The organism is Amphritea atlantica (assembly GCF_018860855.1).
Lineage (GTDB): Bacteria > Pseudomonadota > Gammaproteobacteria > Pseudomonadales > Balneatricaceae > Amphritea > Amphritea atlantica_A.
Window position 1 is genome coordinate 21369 of sequence record NZ_JAHKQE010000041.1, and the last position, 14469, is coordinate 35837.

At 51.4% G+C, this 14469-nt stretch carries 13 protein-coding genes; all 13 read right to left on the bottom strand.

Annotated elements, in window-relative coordinates; all coding sequences use genetic code 11:
* Positions 1 to 667, bottom strand: a 667-nt coding sequence (locus KO512_RS16495; protein ID WP_215953446.1) for a hypothetical protein, incomplete at its 3' end; no start/stop codon positions are given.
* A complete protein-coding gene (locus tag KO512_RS16500) occupies positions 667 to 1467 on the bottom strand; it encodes a DNA adenine methylase (protein ID WP_215953447.1) in 801 nt (266 codons plus the stop codon). The genes KO512_RS16495 and KO512_RS16500, both read right to left, overlap by 1 nt.
* Positions 1427 to 1603, bottom strand: a complete 177-nt coding sequence (locus tag KO512_RS16505; RefSeq protein WP_215953448.1) for a Com family DNA-binding transcriptional regulator — start codon at positions 1601 to 1603, stop codon at positions 1427 to 1429. The genes KO512_RS16500 and KO512_RS16505 overlap by 41 nt, the downstream gene beginning before the upstream one ends.
* A gap of 143 nt (positions 1604 to 1746) precedes the next feature.
* The gene (locus tag KO512_RS16510) at positions 1747 to 1971 is read right to left on the bottom strand and encodes a hypothetical protein (protein WP_215953449.1); all 225 of its coding nucleotides are present in this window, start codon (positions 1969 to 1971) and stop codon (positions 1747 to 1749) included.
* Positions 1964 to 4117: a hypothetical protein gene (locus KO512_RS16515; RefSeq protein WP_215953450.1), complete on the bottom strand. Its 2154-nt coding sequence runs from the start codon at positions 4115 to 4117 to the stop codon at positions 1964 to 1966. Before KO512_RS16515 ends, KO512_RS16510 begins: the two co-directional genes overlap by 8 nt.
* Positions 4118 to 4441, bottom strand: a complete 324-nt coding sequence (locus KO512_RS16520; protein ID WP_215953451.1) for a hypothetical protein — start codon at positions 4439 to 4441, stop codon at positions 4118 to 4120.
* A gap of 266 nt (positions 4442 to 4707) precedes the next feature.
* Positions 4708 to 5577, bottom strand: a complete 870-nt coding sequence (locus KO512_RS16525; protein ID WP_215953452.1) for a hypothetical protein — start codon at positions 5575 to 5577, stop codon at positions 4708 to 4710.
* On the bottom strand, positions 5577 to 9104 hold the full coding sequence (locus KO512_RS16530) for a hypothetical protein (RefSeq protein WP_215953453.1): 3528 nt from the start codon (positions 9102 to 9104) through the stop codon (positions 5577 to 5579). Before KO512_RS16530 ends, KO512_RS16525 begins: the two co-directional genes overlap by 1 nt.
* A gap of 2 nt (positions 9105 to 9106) precedes the next feature.
* Positions 9107 to 9472, bottom strand: coding sequence for a hypothetical protein (locus tag KO512_RS16535; protein ID WP_215953454.1), 366 nt, complete (start codon positions 9470 to 9472; stop codon positions 9107 to 9109).
* Positions 9469 to 12816: a phage tail tape measure protein gene (locus tag KO512_RS16540; protein WP_215953455.1), complete on the bottom strand. Its 3348-nt coding sequence runs from the start codon at positions 12814 to 12816 to the stop codon at positions 9469 to 9471. The genes KO512_RS16535 and KO512_RS16540 overlap by 4 nt, the downstream gene beginning before the upstream one ends.
* Before the next feature lie 62 nt (positions 12817 to 12878).
* Positions 12879 to 13625: a hypothetical protein gene (locus KO512_RS16545; RefSeq protein ID WP_215953456.1), complete on the bottom strand. Its 747-nt coding sequence runs from the start codon at positions 13623 to 13625 to the stop codon at positions 12879 to 12881.
* On the bottom strand, positions 13622 to 14044 hold the full coding sequence (locus tag KO512_RS16550) for a phage tail terminator protein (RefSeq protein ID WP_215953457.1): 423 nt from the start codon (positions 14042 to 14044) through the stop codon (positions 13622 to 13624). The genes KO512_RS16545 and KO512_RS16550 overlap by 4 nt, the downstream gene beginning before the upstream one ends.
* Entirely contained in the window at positions 14044 to 14466 is a 423-nt protein-coding gene (locus tag KO512_RS16555; protein WP_215953458.1) for a gp436 family protein, read from the bottom strand. The genes KO512_RS16550 and KO512_RS16555 overlap by 1 nt, the downstream gene beginning before the upstream one ends.
* Positions 14467 to 14469 lie beyond the last annotated feature (3 nt).

The window sequence follows — 14469 nt, forward strand, 5'->3', positions numbered from 1 at the left end:
TGAGATTGGCTCCGTTGAGGTCATAACGCGATAATTGTGCATCTGAAAGATCCAGTTGCAATAAACCATCAAAATCAGAATTTCTGCGAACAATAACCGTTATGACTGCCTGAATATCAGTTTCCGGTTGGATGATTTTATATGATTGTTCGTCATGAGCTTCAGGCTGACTCTCCATTTTGTTTTCGTTTGGTTTATTAGCAGCGACTTGGCCGGAACGCATCCGTACGTAGGCGCAGAGCACTTCCATTATCTGCGGATGATATATTTCATTGCTTTTGGCGATCCTTTCTAAAGCATAAAGACCACCTAAGCGCAGTTCCAGATGCGGCTTGCCCTCACCATCTTTTGCACCTAGTTGCTCTATAGCCTTGGTGTAAACATCTGCAATATGACTTGCTTCAGATGTTTCTGTTTGCCTATTGGATATTTGAGTTTGCTTATCGGCAATGCGAGTACGCCAAATCAACATAGGGAAACCGATAAGAGCCGCTGACACTAAGCCGATGTTTCTTATCTGTTCATGGTTAGCGGAAATGTAATCCCAGAATATGAATGACAGAGTGAATGAAATTGATGACATCAGAACTATTTTGAAGGCAATTGATGTTGGCGGAATGTAACTTAACATGTTACTAGTGAAAAACTTTTTCCAATTCTTATCCATTAAAATAACCCCTGCTGTCCCTTTGGTCTTGGTTGCTCCTTCCAGTTTCCGAAGATAAGCTCTATACAATCTTGGGCCTTGTCTGAACCACCAACGGTGTACTGATAATCTACTTCGACCACGGGGAGGTTTGCAAATACCTTTCGGATGTCTGGGTGATCGTTGATGCTGATGATCATGTGGCCTTGTATCGATTGGGCTAGGCTGGCCATCTCTTCATACTCTTCAAAGCCAAAGGGAACGCCATAGCCTTCTGTCTGCCAGTAGGGTGGATCGCAATAGAAAAGGGTGCCGGGGCGATCGTATTTCTTGATGATGTGCTTCCAGTCAAGGTGTTCAATTGTTGTATTAGACAACCGGTAGTGAGCATCGGCGAGATCTTGTTCTAGTGTGAATATATTAAACCTAGGTCTACCTGTGGTACTGGTGCCGAAGCTTTGACCTTCTACCTTACCGCCGAAGGCCAGTTTCTGCAGATAGAGAAAGCGGGCTGCGCGTTGGATATCGGTCAGTGTTTCTGGTGGCGTCTGCTGCATCCACTGCCAGTTTTGGCGGCTGGTGAGTATCCATTTGAATTGTTTATAAAGCTCTTCCAGGTGATGTTTAACAATCCGGTAAAGGTTCACTAGGTCGCCGTTAACATCATTTAGAATTTCAGTTTGGCTCGGTTCTTTTAGGAAGAATAGAGCCGCAGCTCCACTGAACGGTTCAACGTAGCATGAGTGCTCAGGGAACAGCGGCAGAATGTGATCAGCTAGTTTACGTTTTCCGCCGATCCAAGGAATGAGGGGCTTTGCCATGATATGTACCTTTCATATCTATGGGGCTCGCGGCCCTCTGGTTGATTACTCCACAACGGGAGCATTTTATTTCTAAAACTTGATAAATTGCTTTAGCCAACAGCTTATTACAGCGCTGACAACGTATGTCTTGCATGTGAACCTACCTAAAATCTGGTAGGCTTGCCCTGCCTCGCGAGGCGGGGAAGCCCTGGGTTGGTTCACGTAGATGGCTTACGTGTTCTGACGGCTCAATAACGTTGCCGCGTTATTGGGTCGCTTCCTTCTGTTTAATGTTTCTTAATAAAGAATCATGTTGTATTGCGGCAGCGTTGGGGCTGCTTGTTTTATCTCTCCTCCTTTTATATATACGGCTCCTCCTGTGGTGCCAGTGCCGGTGACTTTTAGCCGGTCGCCGCTTAGTAGCTCGACAGTACTCTCTGTGCCGTCAGTGCTGATAATGGTGGCGATCTGAGTACTATCTTTTTCTAATAAGTTTTCAAATTGCGTCCAGATGTTAGACATTAACCCTCCTATCGGCGGCGAGTTGTTGGCGAACGGTTAATGTGTCAGCGGTGCTTTGGGCGCTGATAGTCGTGCCCGAGATCAGCACGGGGTAGGTTTCGTCGATATCTTGAATTTCTACCAAATGACCGGGTAACAGTAATCCAGGGGCAACTCCGTGCTCTGTTAGCCAGGTGGTGAAGGTCATTTCTTCCCAAGTGCCGCCTTTGGCTATTTCAATGCGGGCGCGTTCATAGCCTGCATTTTGATGTGTTATTAGCTCGTCGGTTACTAGCGGGGCGAGTTCGTCACCCGCAGTGCCGTCGCGGGTGAGGGTGACAATAACTCCGCCAGTTTTACCCCCAGCAGCGATGGCTCGGTTATAAGTTGACAGTGTTTTAAACTGACTTCCTGCTTGCTCCATAAGGGAGGCGGGGAGAATGGCATCTAACACTGTGTCTGCATCGCCCCACTTATGAGGGCTGATAGGGTAGCGTGATTTAACAATCAATCGCTTATCGGTGGGGTGACTCTGCACGATAGCCCCTACGGTATTGGCTAGCCGCTTGATAGCTGCAATAGGGTCTAGTTCTTGATAACTATAAGCACCGCCTGGTATTAGCCAGTCTTGGGCCTGCCAGTCTAGCGTCCAGCCTGTTGCGTCTAATTCCTGCTCGGCTAGCTGCTGCGCGGTATAGGCGGCGGTGATGGCCTTGCTTCGCTTCGGGGCGTATGGATCGGATAGATAGCCGCTTAGGCTGCGCCCTTTGATTGATATTCCTGTTTGTCCGAACTGTCGTGAGACGCTATAGCTTTCGACAATGCCCGAGAATGTGTGGCCGTTGATCTCGCAGGTGATCTCTCTGGGACCATTACTATTGGGTTTTAGTAATGCGAGGTCTGATTGCTTTTTAATCGTGGCGGTAAAGCGCCAGCCCCAACTATCGCTGTCAGTAGCCCAGCTAACGTTAGTCGCCTCTATTTCAGCCCCGTCGGGTGTTCTATATAGCGTTAGATTAGGCATAAAAATATAAACCCTTTTTATTTCTGGTTGCTCGGGTCGCTCGGCTTCATCTTCGTCGGCGTCGGCCTGCCATCCTGGGCTGTATTCGTAATCAGGGGCCGGGCGCGTCCAGCTACCGTCGCCCCAAACTACACGGTTGTTTTCATTTATTGCTGAGGGGTTATCGTGCGGGATAATAACGCCCATATCGGCCGGTCGTGCTGGCTCTTCGGTGTAAGGGTTTGCGGCTCCCCATGAGAAATTCACCGAGTCGTGCTCAGGCGCCACATAAAGTTCGGTAAAGCTGAAATTCACGGCATTACCTGGGGGTGGCGTATAATTCCGGGTGTCCCATACTTGGCGTTCGCCGAATAGATCAACTCGGCGGAACGGGTAAAGGCTGTCTACATCAACCGGCGGCGGCCAGTTCCACGGGTCTGTATGGTCTTCGTCGATAGTGCGCTCGAAACTATCCCATGGCGTTGCTTTGCTTAAATCTGTCGGCTGTGGGTAGTTGCTCGGCATTTCGTCATCAGCATAAAGCTGCTGCTCGAACCTGTCCCACGGCGCTATGCTTTCGCGGCTTTTTTCGGGGAATAGGCCGAATAGCATTTCTGGCTCTCCGTCGTGGGCTTCGCCTGCGTCCCAGTCGCTTTGGGTGCTGTGTTGCTTTTCGGGTATCTCGTTGAACGGGATTGCTGGCTCGGCTTGGGCCGTTGATGCTATCCCCCAGGCAAAGCCCTTACCTGCATCTGATCCGCTGTTGGTGACCGTTGCGGCGGGTATAGTTTCGCCCCATTGCAGAGTTATGCCGGTTTGTATGGCTGGCATTTCGGCGGCAATAGATAAAATGGCCCCTCTTGCGATTTGAACGTCTGCCTGCAGGGCTGGCAGGGTCGGTTTAATATCTAGGTCGCGAGCGTTATCTAATATCAGGCTTATTGCGGCACTTAGCTCAGGGATCTGGGCCAATATTTCAACATCAACCGGCGACGCATGCTCAACCGATAGGGCGCTTATTATCTCCGGCAGCGTCGGATTAATCGTTAGTTCAAACGCTGATGAATCGATAAACGAAAAGTTTACCGCGTCGCCGGCGGGCGGAGTATAAAGCTCTGTAAAGCTGAAGTTTACCGCGTCGCCGGTTGGTGGGGTGTAGCTCATTTAAGCGCCTGGCTCGATAAGTTGGGGCGTTGTGCCGGCTTTGATGCGAATAGGGCCGCCGGCCACAATATCGGCTGTGTTGATGGTGAAGTCGGCCCCTGATCCTGCAGTGCCAATACTGCCGTCCAGCACGTTATTGCCGTCGCCATCTCTGAACCGACCCCATGTGGCCGTGTTGCTTGCGTCTGCGCTGCTGTCCTCTGTCCATGCGTCAAACGTCAGCACTCCATCGGCCACGGTTCCTGCAGGCTGGCTAAGGGTTAGCGTTCCCAATAAAACAGGAATTTCCCCCATGTCTTGCCATGTAATGTCGTTGTCGGTCACGGTTCCGCCGTCGTTCGGCCAAGTTGGGGCTGCTGCGTCGCTTGTCCCGTCGTTTCCAGCTCGGTAGTAGTTACCGGCCCCAGTAACGTAATCGCCTGCGGTGTACGCGGTCGCAGTCGCGTGAGCAGCTATTGAATCAATAGATGAGTCTGGGTCTGGTTGGCCGCCGCTGTACTGTTCAAAAGCTGCCGGTGTAACTGCTGCGTCCAGCGCGTCAATAATTGCCGTGGCTCTAGCGTTTCTTAGCGCTGTTGTTATTCGGATAGTCATTCAAAAGTCCTCAATGCTGGTGTTATTGGCCCTGCAATTTTTGCTTTGTATCCGTCCGGCGGCTCTGGAATAACTAAAATATCATCCTCTTTGGTTATAAAAAACTCGTACTCGCCGCTGGAATTTGTTGTTGTGCTGGCTATTAAGCTACCCGTGCTCCCATCAACCGCATATACTTTCCCTACATGCGGTATTGCATCAACATCAATAACACCTCTTATCGTGTATGGCCGAGCTTCCGCCATTAATTTGAAGTATTCCTCTTCGGTTGGTACGCGATTTAACATCCGCCATCTTTCGGCGACACACGTTATGTCTTGGTCTGTCAGTGAGTCTTCATCAAAGAAGTATGTCCGCCCTTGATATATAGACAAACTTGCGCTTACTGCTGCCTCTTCCCATTCAAGGTTATCAACGGCTACACCTATAATCCCTCCTCTTCTGTACATCATAAAAAAGTGCTGCTTTCCAATAGTAACAAGCCTTGATCCAACACTTATCCCGCCAATAAATAAGCTAAGTGATCCGACTTCATAATTTTGAGCACTAATCCGGCCAAGAAGCCTACCAGAATGACCTAGCTCATATTGTCCGAAAATGTTTTTTTCTATTTCTGGAATTTCTGGAAAAATTATGTAGCCACATATTGCCCAGTCCCCAGTTGCAGGAATAATTGCTGTGCCGAAGTCGGCCCGTCCTTCTGAAATATATATAGCGTCCCCCATGACGCCATCAACTGAAATAGCGCCACTTATTGAAGCGTTATATACCCCTTTTTCGCCGTATAGTGTTGTTACTCCCACGTTCGTGTTGGCCATTGTCCACATTTCTATTAATGCTGGATCGTTTAAATCTGTGATAGCCATTAGTCTGCATCTCCTCTTATCTGAAGCTTAAAGCTGTCGTCTTCTTTTGTTGGCTTGCCACTGATCGTTGTTCTCGCAATCCATATCGGTGCGTGGGCCGCGTCTGTATTAAATCGAATCACATTGTTTGTGCTCCAACCACTGCCCCAGCCATCGGCTAAAATAGTGAAATATGGCTCACCTGTTATCGGATTTATAGGTGCGCAATCAATAGTGGTACTACCGGAGTCTATCTGTCCGGACACTTCACCAACGACATTGAACGATGAAGAGCTAGTAAAAATAATCGCCCAGCGCTCCCGAATAGCGTTCTTGTTGTCCACCTGTATTGGATAAAGCCGGTCGTTGTATTGGGCGGTTGTATTGCTACCGATACGGGTGTCTTCCCATACGCTTGTCCACGTCGATTGGCTGAATAAGTGATGCGCTCTTGAGGCGATATTGTTAAATATTAGCGCGGTTGAAAAATAGGTATCGGTTGAGTCATAGTCCCGTTCGACTGCGCCGACTAAGGTGATCTGGCCGTTGATCTGTGCTTCGTTCACCAGCACCATATCTTCTATCCGATTAACGGCCACCAACGGCTCGACTAGCCCAGTTAAATCCATCGGGTCGGCCATTGTTATGGTGCCGGCTTCGCGGTCTGTGCTGTATTGTGCGGCGTCAACGACGGTGTCGTTTTGGTCTACTAGGTAGCAGGCGGCCAGTTCATCCCTCGCCAGCGTCACGGTCTGCCCGGCGCTGATGGGGCTGGGTAGCTCCTGGCGTTTTGTGTTGTGGATAACACCAACATCGCCGCTGCGCACAATTGGCACTCGGCCATCAATCGGCAGGCGCACTGGGTCGAGGCCTAATATCGATTCATCTAGCGGCATCATGGAATAAACAACGGCGTTATATTTCATTGTTGTCGGTTCCACGGGGTCTGGCACCCAGATCGTTCCGTCTTCCTGTATGTTGGCCGCGTCATACCAAAAATCGGCCCGCTGATCGGCCGTCAGGCTGGTTTCTAGCACGTACCGCCCGAACTCGATGCTAGTGATGCCGGTTTCATAATCGACGTGGCCCTGGGCGTCGTTTGTGTCGATCTCCCCTTGTCCGTTTGGTGTCATGCCGATGGTTGAGCCATCGGGTTTGGTTGCCATGAAATACATGGATAGTGGCCGCATAGGAGCGCCCGGCGTTCTGAAATAAATGCTGTATGCGTACCAGGCGCCTATTTTTGTCAGCATGGTTTTCAGCGTTAGTGAATTGTTACCGCCGCCGGTGTATTCATTCATTGAAATAATGCCGGTTGAATAGTCAATAACGCCCACGGCATTAGCTGCGCCGGTCTGACGATCCCAGTCTGTGTATATCTCGCCGCTTCTGTCGATGTATGTTTTGCCGCCCCATATAAACTCTACACTGCCCGGCACTATATCCCGCAGGGTTGTCGGCGTTAGGTCGATAGTGACGTTAGGAATGGTGGCGCTTTCGGTCACGGCGTCGGGGATCACGCTGTCGAGCTGGTAATAAATATCGATGTTGCCGTTGATGATGCCGATACTGGTTTCTGTATGGTAACCGCCGCCCCACCATTGTTTTGAGTTTGAGTTGCTGTAGTTAACCGGCATTGATACCGCGCCGGAGATGTAATTGATGGTACCACCGTTGCTTAGTGTTCCATCGCCATTGTCTGATACGGTCACCTCTCGGGTGCCGGTGTTGTGCTTGTCTGATGAATAAGGGCTGTCTCGCTCCCAGTCCCAGTCCTGGTTAAATTTTGCGGCAAATGTTCCCGGTTTAATCGGTTTGCCGGCGACAGTAAACGTGGCATCATCGCCGCTCATGCCGTAACTGGTCAGCGTTTCTTGCTGGATTGTGCCTTTGTCATAGTTGATGGTTAAAACTGAGTCTGAATCTGGCAGGTAGGTGGGTTTGAGCCCTACTTGCCCCAGCCCATAGATGACGTGGCCTGTGCCATCGCCGGTCAGGTTGCCGCTGCCGTCGTCGGTTACGGTTCTAACAACGCCGCCGGCGTCGTAGTTGAATGATAGCGAGTTGGGCAAAAACTCCCCGGCTGAAACGGTAAAATAAAGATAACCTGTCTCAATATCTGGGTCTGCTGTCCTGATCTCGTAATGTGAAGGACTGGCCCAAGTGTAAATCACCTCGCTGTCGGTGTCGGGCAACGCTCCCAGCGTTACCACAACGGTTCCGGTTGCATAATCGATAGTCCCAGCGCCGCCGGCCTCGTCTTCTAACACGCCACTGCCGTTGTCCTGCATCCGGTACCATTCGCCCTGTGCCATATAATCCACAAACAGAGTGCCTGGCTGCGGCATGGGCCGTAGTGTTTTAACGTAGTTATAGCCGCGATTGATTAGTTCGATTTTTTCATGGTCTGTGTGAGCAGTGTCATAGATCGCGGCCGCCGGGGTCGCGGTCATAGTGATGGTATAGCTGCCTCCTACACTAAAGCCTGTCACCGTGCCTGATTCGTAATCGATTGACCCGTTTTGTGCACCGACAACGCCATAGCTGCTGCTTGTGGTGTAGGTGCAAATTAGCGCGCCGTTGCCGTCATCTTCATACGTCGCCCTTCCGCCATAATTCACGGTGACTGATCCTTCGGTGATTGCCCGGCCGAATGAAAATGTTGATGCGTTCGCCGTGGTGATCGAATAGGGGGCACCGGCGGCCACGATATTAAGCCGCTCTACACCAGCGGCCACGTTTGCAACGGGGCTTTCAACGGTCGCACTTGGGACTAGCTGCCCATAAATGCTATCTAGCTTGATACTCATAGGGCTGTTGCTGATCGCTTCGCTTACTTTTACCTGTCCATAGTATTTGCTGGCGTCGGCGACCTGCGTTGTTCTAAAGACGGTATCAGTTTCAACGGCAGAGTATCGGCTAGCTGTTTGCGGCCCGGCGAAAGTTTCGCGCAGTGCGGAGCCGATCCCTAGAGTGATAACACGGCGCTGATAAATCCCCTTGTCATCTTCAAATTCAAGTATTTCATGCTCTATCGTGGTCACGCGGATGTACTGAAAGCCGCCGGTTGATTCCCCGTCTTCGTCTTCCAGGCTTAGCATGTAAACCTGCCCGATCTCTGGCAGCTTTGCGTCAATCCGTGAGTAGACTTTCACCATGCGCTGACCTTCGAGCTGGTCGCCCAGCAGGGTGTAATCCGATACTGGGCCTTTTACCACATAGCTCTCGATGTGATTCTGTGCGGCCGCTCGTTCGTCGGTATAGCTGCCTGTTGTGAACATCATCACGGAAACCCGAGGGTCGTCTGGGGTGTCTGTCACGATTACATGGGAGCCATAATAAATATCCTGGTTGGCTGTCAGCACGGCGGCGTAGCATTTGCGCAAATCGACGCGGCCATAGGTTCTATTTAGCCGGCTGATGTCGGGAAATAGGTTATTAACAACGCCGTCTTGAACTTCAACGGCACTCATCATCCCGCCGCCATCGTCGTCATCGGTTAGGCGTTCTGAGGCCATTAATTTAATATCGGTGTCTAAAATTGCCATGCTCAAACCACCATGAATCGAAGTGTTAAATAATAGGAATCGGTTGGCGCGGGGTCTGTTACTGCGAGCACAGGCTCTGCCGTCATTGCGTTGTCGGTATGCAGAAACATCACGTTATAGGTCTGATCATTGATCTGTAGCGAGTAGCTTTGTCCCGGCAGCTGAACTAACGCGTATAGCTGTTCGACTAGCGTCCGTGTGGCCCAACCGCCGGTTAGCGTAATAGGGCGGCCCGCTTGTTGTGCCGCTTCTTCTACAATCAGCGCGCCGGTTAGAGCCACCTCTGCTGATTGGCGTACTGCCGACCAAGCGAACTCGTTGGCCCAGATCAGGTCGTCGGGCAGGGCGATTCCGTTGAGTGTGATCATCGTGATACGGCCCCCACATCATTGAGAAGTTGTAAAAAGTCGTTGGCGGCGTTGTCGTCTTGGAATTCAGCGTTAACCGCTTTGCCGCTTGGTGCCATAAATTGCACTACTTTTGTCACTCTTGCGGGTGAATCGATGCTGTTAGCTGCGTCGGTTGCTGTAGGTGTGGAAGCCTTAGAGGTATCGGCAGCTGCCGCTTCACGCTCTTTTTCTATATTTGATAGGCGTAAACGGTGGGCCTCGTTGAGCAGTTGAATAGCCTGTTGCGCTTCTTTTAAGGCGTCACTGTTGCCGGACGTCTGCGCGGTGTTTTGCGCTGCTTTAAGCTCTGCTAATTGGCGCTGGTATTGGTTAACCTCAATGGATGCGTTATCACCTTTTAACGCTGCTAGCTCGTCTTGCAGGCTAGCAACGGTATTGCTCAAATTATCAGTGAGCTGCTGGCTTTCGTTGTTAATCGCAGTCATCGCTGATCGCAAACTATCGAGGCGGGTTTTATCAAGCAGATCGAAACTGGCTAGCGATGCGTCGGCATTTTTAGCCAAAGCAGCGGCTTGGGCTCCACCACGGGCTAAGGTTTCGGCTAGTTGGTCGGCGGCGGCTGATTGTCGTTCGTATGATGCGACAACGTCCTTACCTTGCTTAACGCGGTAGTTATCAGCCTCTTTTATGGTCTTCAGATAAAGCAATGTCCCGCCATGAAACTTGCTCATTATGCGGTCGTATCCGTCGCCGATACCGGCCCACGCGGCGGTCATTGCGTCACCAAGTGAGTCCCATTCTGATTTTGTTTTGTCTGCTATTTTTAGCACACCAGAATAGCTGGCCAATTGGTTACGGCTAGCTTCATCGTTTTTCTTGGTTTCGTTAGTGTCTTTTTTTGTTTGGGCTGCTTTATTACCAATCGCTTTTGCCGCTTTATTGGCCTCTGCAGTCAGACCTGATAGGCCGCTTTTTTGTCTGAAAATTGATTCTTCTGCGGCGGCTTCAACTTTCTTATATTGGGCCTCTATCGCTTCCAGGGCTTTTTGATAATCGCCCCAGCTGATAATTCCTGCGTCAGCCGCATCCTTGATGCTTGCTTTTAGTTTATCCAGCCCAGCCTTTGTGTTGACCTTACCTAACGCCTGTTCAAACGATGCGCGCAAGGTGGCCGCCGCGTCTTTACTACTGGTGCCGGTTCTGGTGATTTCATCCTGAACGTTTTTAAAGGCGGTAACGGCTTCTGCACCTGTACTCGACATGCCGCTTTTTAGCTTTTCGGTATCGACACCCAAGCGTTTAAGGCTAACCTCGAGTGCACCACTGAGTAAGCGGTCTAGTTTGGCTGCGCCATTTTCAGCGCCAGAAAATGCCTCGATCGCTTTCTGACGGAAGGCATCCAATTCGTTAGCGGTCATACTCTCTAACGTTTTGGTTAAGCCGTCCTGTAGCTCAGTATCAAGCCCGCCTGCTTGCTCTGATATCTCAACGAGAGCCGTGCCCAACGCCTGAATGCCTTCACTGCTGGCGAGATCGACCTCCTGAAACGCCTGATCAATTGCTTCGGCAGCGGTTTTTCCTTCGGCTTGTGCCTGGGTAAAACTATTAACAATCCTTTGCGTTGCAACGTCTAACGCACTGGCCGCGCTATCGCCAGCACCGGCCACCGTTTTGGCGGTATTTTTGGCTTCTTCGCTCGCCTGAGCGGCGGCTTCAGCTGCTACTTGCTGACTAAGGGTGACCTTGCCGGAGAGCAGATCCCAGCCATCACCCATATCGTCAAGGTCTTGTGCGGCCTCTTTAACCAAGGCGTCTAGCACAGCCCGAACGCCACCGGCCTGAATCTCAAGCCCGCGCACGGTTTCATCGCTGACTAAGCCGACTTTATTCATCAGCCTGGCGATCTGATATTCTGCCTCGGTCACCCACACGGTGATTTGAGCAATAAAAGTGCCGATCGCTTTCGTGGAGAACGTTAGAGTATTGAATATAATCTGCAGCGCACCTGATACGCGATTAAGCGTGAAAGATATAATCTCCCCCCATACTTGTAGGTTCCCAGCGTCCTTCATCTCGCGGAACTTGCCCGCCACACGATCCAGCAGGCCTGCTAGGGGTTCAAGCAGTGGGTTACTTAGGGTTTTACGCAGTGAATCCCAAGCGCTCTGAAAACCTTTGGCCGAACCGATCAGGTCATCGCTGGCAGTATCGGCCATTGTCTTGGCCGCACCCTCTGCACCACGCAGTTGCTCTTCAAAGTCAGTAATACCCTCTGATCCTTCAGCGATCAGCGCTCGCAGTGTTGGGCCAGCCTCGATACCAAAGGCATTAATGGCGGTGGCCGCAGCTGGCCCTTTCTGACGTAACTGTTCTACCAGCTGTATAAAGTTATCCGTTGGGATTCCCAGCTGAGCGACCGCTTTCGAGGCTTTGCTAGCAGGATCTGCCAATTGGGCAAGGACGGCCCGCAAACCGGTACCCGCGCGCTCACCCCGTAGGCCGTTTTTGGCTAACACGTCGAGTATGGCAACGACTTGCTCTAAATCGAGACCCGCCTCACGGGCAAAGGCACCGGTGTAACTGATCGCTCCGCCTAAATCGAGCATTTTGGTATTGGCGAGAGAGGAGCCTCGGGCCAGTACATCGGTAGCCAATGCGCCTTTGCTAATCTCTAGCTGCATCACTGATAAGGTATCGGAGATTAAACCCGACGCTTCAGCTAGGCCGACACCTTCAGCGGTTGCTACCGCTAGCACCGATGGCAGTAACTCAACCGCTTGAGCCGCGTCAAAGCCCGCCCTAACCAGTATCTCTAACCCTTCAGCCGCCTGAGTGGCGGTGAATTCCGTGGTGCTTCCGGCTTCCTCTGCCGCTTTGGTCAGCAGCTGCATCTCTTGAGTGGTTGCCGATGATGCTGCTTTCACGCGGTTCATCTGACGCTCAAATAGAGCGCTTGAGCTGAGCGCACCACTAAACAACTTACCCAAGCCTGCGGCAACGGCTCCGCCCAGCAGAAAACCTTTCAGCTTACTATTGAGATTACCGACACGGCCGGTCAGGGTTTTGGTATCTTTAGAGGTATTGTTTAGCTGCTTTTTAAAGTTTTTGGTTTCGGTGGTGGCTTTTTTCGTTTTCTTAGAATAGGTCTCGCTAGCTTTGCTAAGTCGACTGTTTTTATCGGTAAGCTGTTCGGCCGCTTTATCCGTACCGGTTAACTCATTGCCAAACTTATCGACTGATTTTGCCGCCTGAGTGGCACGCTCATCAGTGTCTTCCAGTGAATCGCTAAGCTCAGATAGCGGCTTGCTGGCCATGTTTTTGGCTTTAATCAGTAGATTGAGAGCGATCTCTTTGGCATTCATTTCTAGCACCGATTAACAGAACGATGAAAAGAGGGCCGCAGCCCTCCGGTTGACGGGTTAAGTTAGCTTTCTTGGTCGAGATAGAAGGGGGCTGCCTCACCTGTTTTTAGGATTAACTTGCCGCCCAGGGTGGTCGATACATACTCGCTGGCCAGCAGATCCACGGCGGCGGAGGGGGCGAGAGAGGCTTTAGGTATCTCGCATTTAACCGGCTTGCCGGTGGCGAGGTTAGTGCCATCTAGGAATATGCGCGCGTTGATGGTTGGGCGAACACCGCCGCTAATGCGTGAACCACTGATGGCGGCATACTCGTAGCTCAATTTAATGTCATCACCGGCGGCCAGCGCGCCTCCTGCCGTGGCCCGAATGAGACCGGCGGCATAGTTAACCTCATAGGCAGTCGCGGCAATCGCGCTATCATCGGAAGCGAGCACGGCGCTAAGCCCTTCAGCCGCAATATTGCTATGAGGTAGCTTGGTCCATAAACCTGCTTTTAATACTGTGATTGGCGCATCGGAGACTGTGTCGGCCCCTTGATGGATCGGAGCGGTATCCCCCATCATTGCCATCGCCAACATCTCAGCGGGTTGATCATCAAACGCGATCGCAATCTCTGATGGTTTAGCAATGGTGACGCTATCTAACGCCTGACCGTATGAGTCTTTTTTCTTTGACTCGCGGTCTTTGGTTTCAGAAGGGGTGTTAATCTGCAACTGGGTTGCGTTTAACGGCCCAATTAAACCGGTAGGGTTGCCGGTATCATCAAAGCGATCGAAGTAAACGTCGCCTGCTAACAGTAGTCCGCTCATGGGCGTGCTCCTTTGGTTTTGAATTTAATTTGATACGCTAATGGGTAGTAGCCAAAGCCGTTAGAAAAGCCCGGCCGGGAGGGCGCGTTCTTGCGCACAAAGTTGCCTAACTCGCAGTGCAGCCCCGCCATGGCGTGAATCACTGATGCCAGTAACGGGCCGCTTTTGTTGGCGTCCCGTAGGCTGACGGCAATGACGATCATCCATGTTTGGGTAACATTACCTTGCAAGCCGCCTTGCGATGTTTCTGGCACAGCGTCACCTGCATAGATAACATGCGCGGCGGGGGTTACTTGGCCGCGCTCTTTCATCTCGGCTAAGTCGCAGCTGCGATATACCTTGCGCAGGCCGGAGACCGCTTCTAGCGCTTGCACTAGATGGTCTTCGGCGATCAAATAGTTATCGGTTAGCTGAAACATCAGATAAACCCTTTACTGTTTTGACGGCCAAACACGCGGCCATCACTGCACATTTGAGCCGTGTTATTACTGGGGCTAGCGCCACCTTCATCGGGCATGCCGAGGGAGATCTTGCCGCTGCCTAGCTTGCCGAGAAAGTTGATCGAATTGTCGTAACGTTTTTCGATACGTTCGGGCGCGTGCTCGTCGTGCAACAGATAGCGGGCAATATCGCAGCAGATACGCACCAGCACATCAGGCACGGTAGGTAGCGGCAGGGTGTAACGTCCGCCGATATAACCATCAACCTCGGCACTGGCATCCGCGAGAGCCTGGTTTAGCACGGTGTCGTCAATGGCTCCGGTGGTGCCATCCCGATCGGTGAGAAGGATGAGTTCCTCCTCACCGAAACGATTGGTCATATCGCTGCGGGTTGCGTACATGGC

Coding starts and splice junctions, on each gene's coding strand:
- KO512_RS16500 (WP_215953447.1), bottom strand. CDS start 1,467: ATGGCAAAGCCCCTCATTCCTTGGATCGGCGGAAAACGTAAACTAGCT.
- KO512_RS16505 (WP_215953448.1), bottom strand. CDS start 1,603: ATGCAAGACATACGTTGTCAGCGCTGTAATAAGCTGTTGGCTAAAGCA.
- KO512_RS16510 (WP_215953449.1), bottom strand. CDS start 1,971: ATGTCTAACATCTGGACGCAATTTGAAAACTTATTAGAAAAAGATAGT.
- KO512_RS16515 (WP_215953450.1), bottom strand. CDS start 4,117: ATGAGCTACACCCCACCAACCGGCGACGCGGTAAACTTCAGCTTTACA.
- KO512_RS16525 (WP_215953452.1), bottom strand. CDS start 5,577: ATGGCTATCACAGATTTAAACGATCCAGCATTAATAGAAATGTGGACA.
- KO512_RS16530 (WP_215953453.1), bottom strand. CDS start 9,104: ATGGCAATTTTAGACACCGATATTAAATTAATGGCCTCAGAACGCCTA.
- KO512_RS16535 (WP_215953454.1), bottom strand. CDS start 9,472: ATGATCACACTCAACGGAATCGCCCTGCCCGACGACCTGATCTGGGCC.
- KO512_RS16540 (WP_215953455.1), bottom strand. CDS start 12,816: ATGAATGCCAAAGAGATCGCTCTCAATCTACTGATTAAAGCCAAAAAC.
- KO512_RS16545 (WP_215953456.1), bottom strand. CDS start 13,625: ATGAGCGGACTACTGTTAGCAGGCGACGTTTACTTCGATCGCTTTGAT.
- KO512_RS16550 (WP_215953457.1), bottom strand. CDS start 14,044: ATGTTTCAGCTAACCGATAACTATTTGATCGCCGAAGACCATCTAGTG.
- KO512_RS16555 (WP_215953458.1), bottom strand. CDS start 14,466: ATGTACGCAACCCGCAGCGATATGACCAATCGTTTCGGTGAGGAGGAA.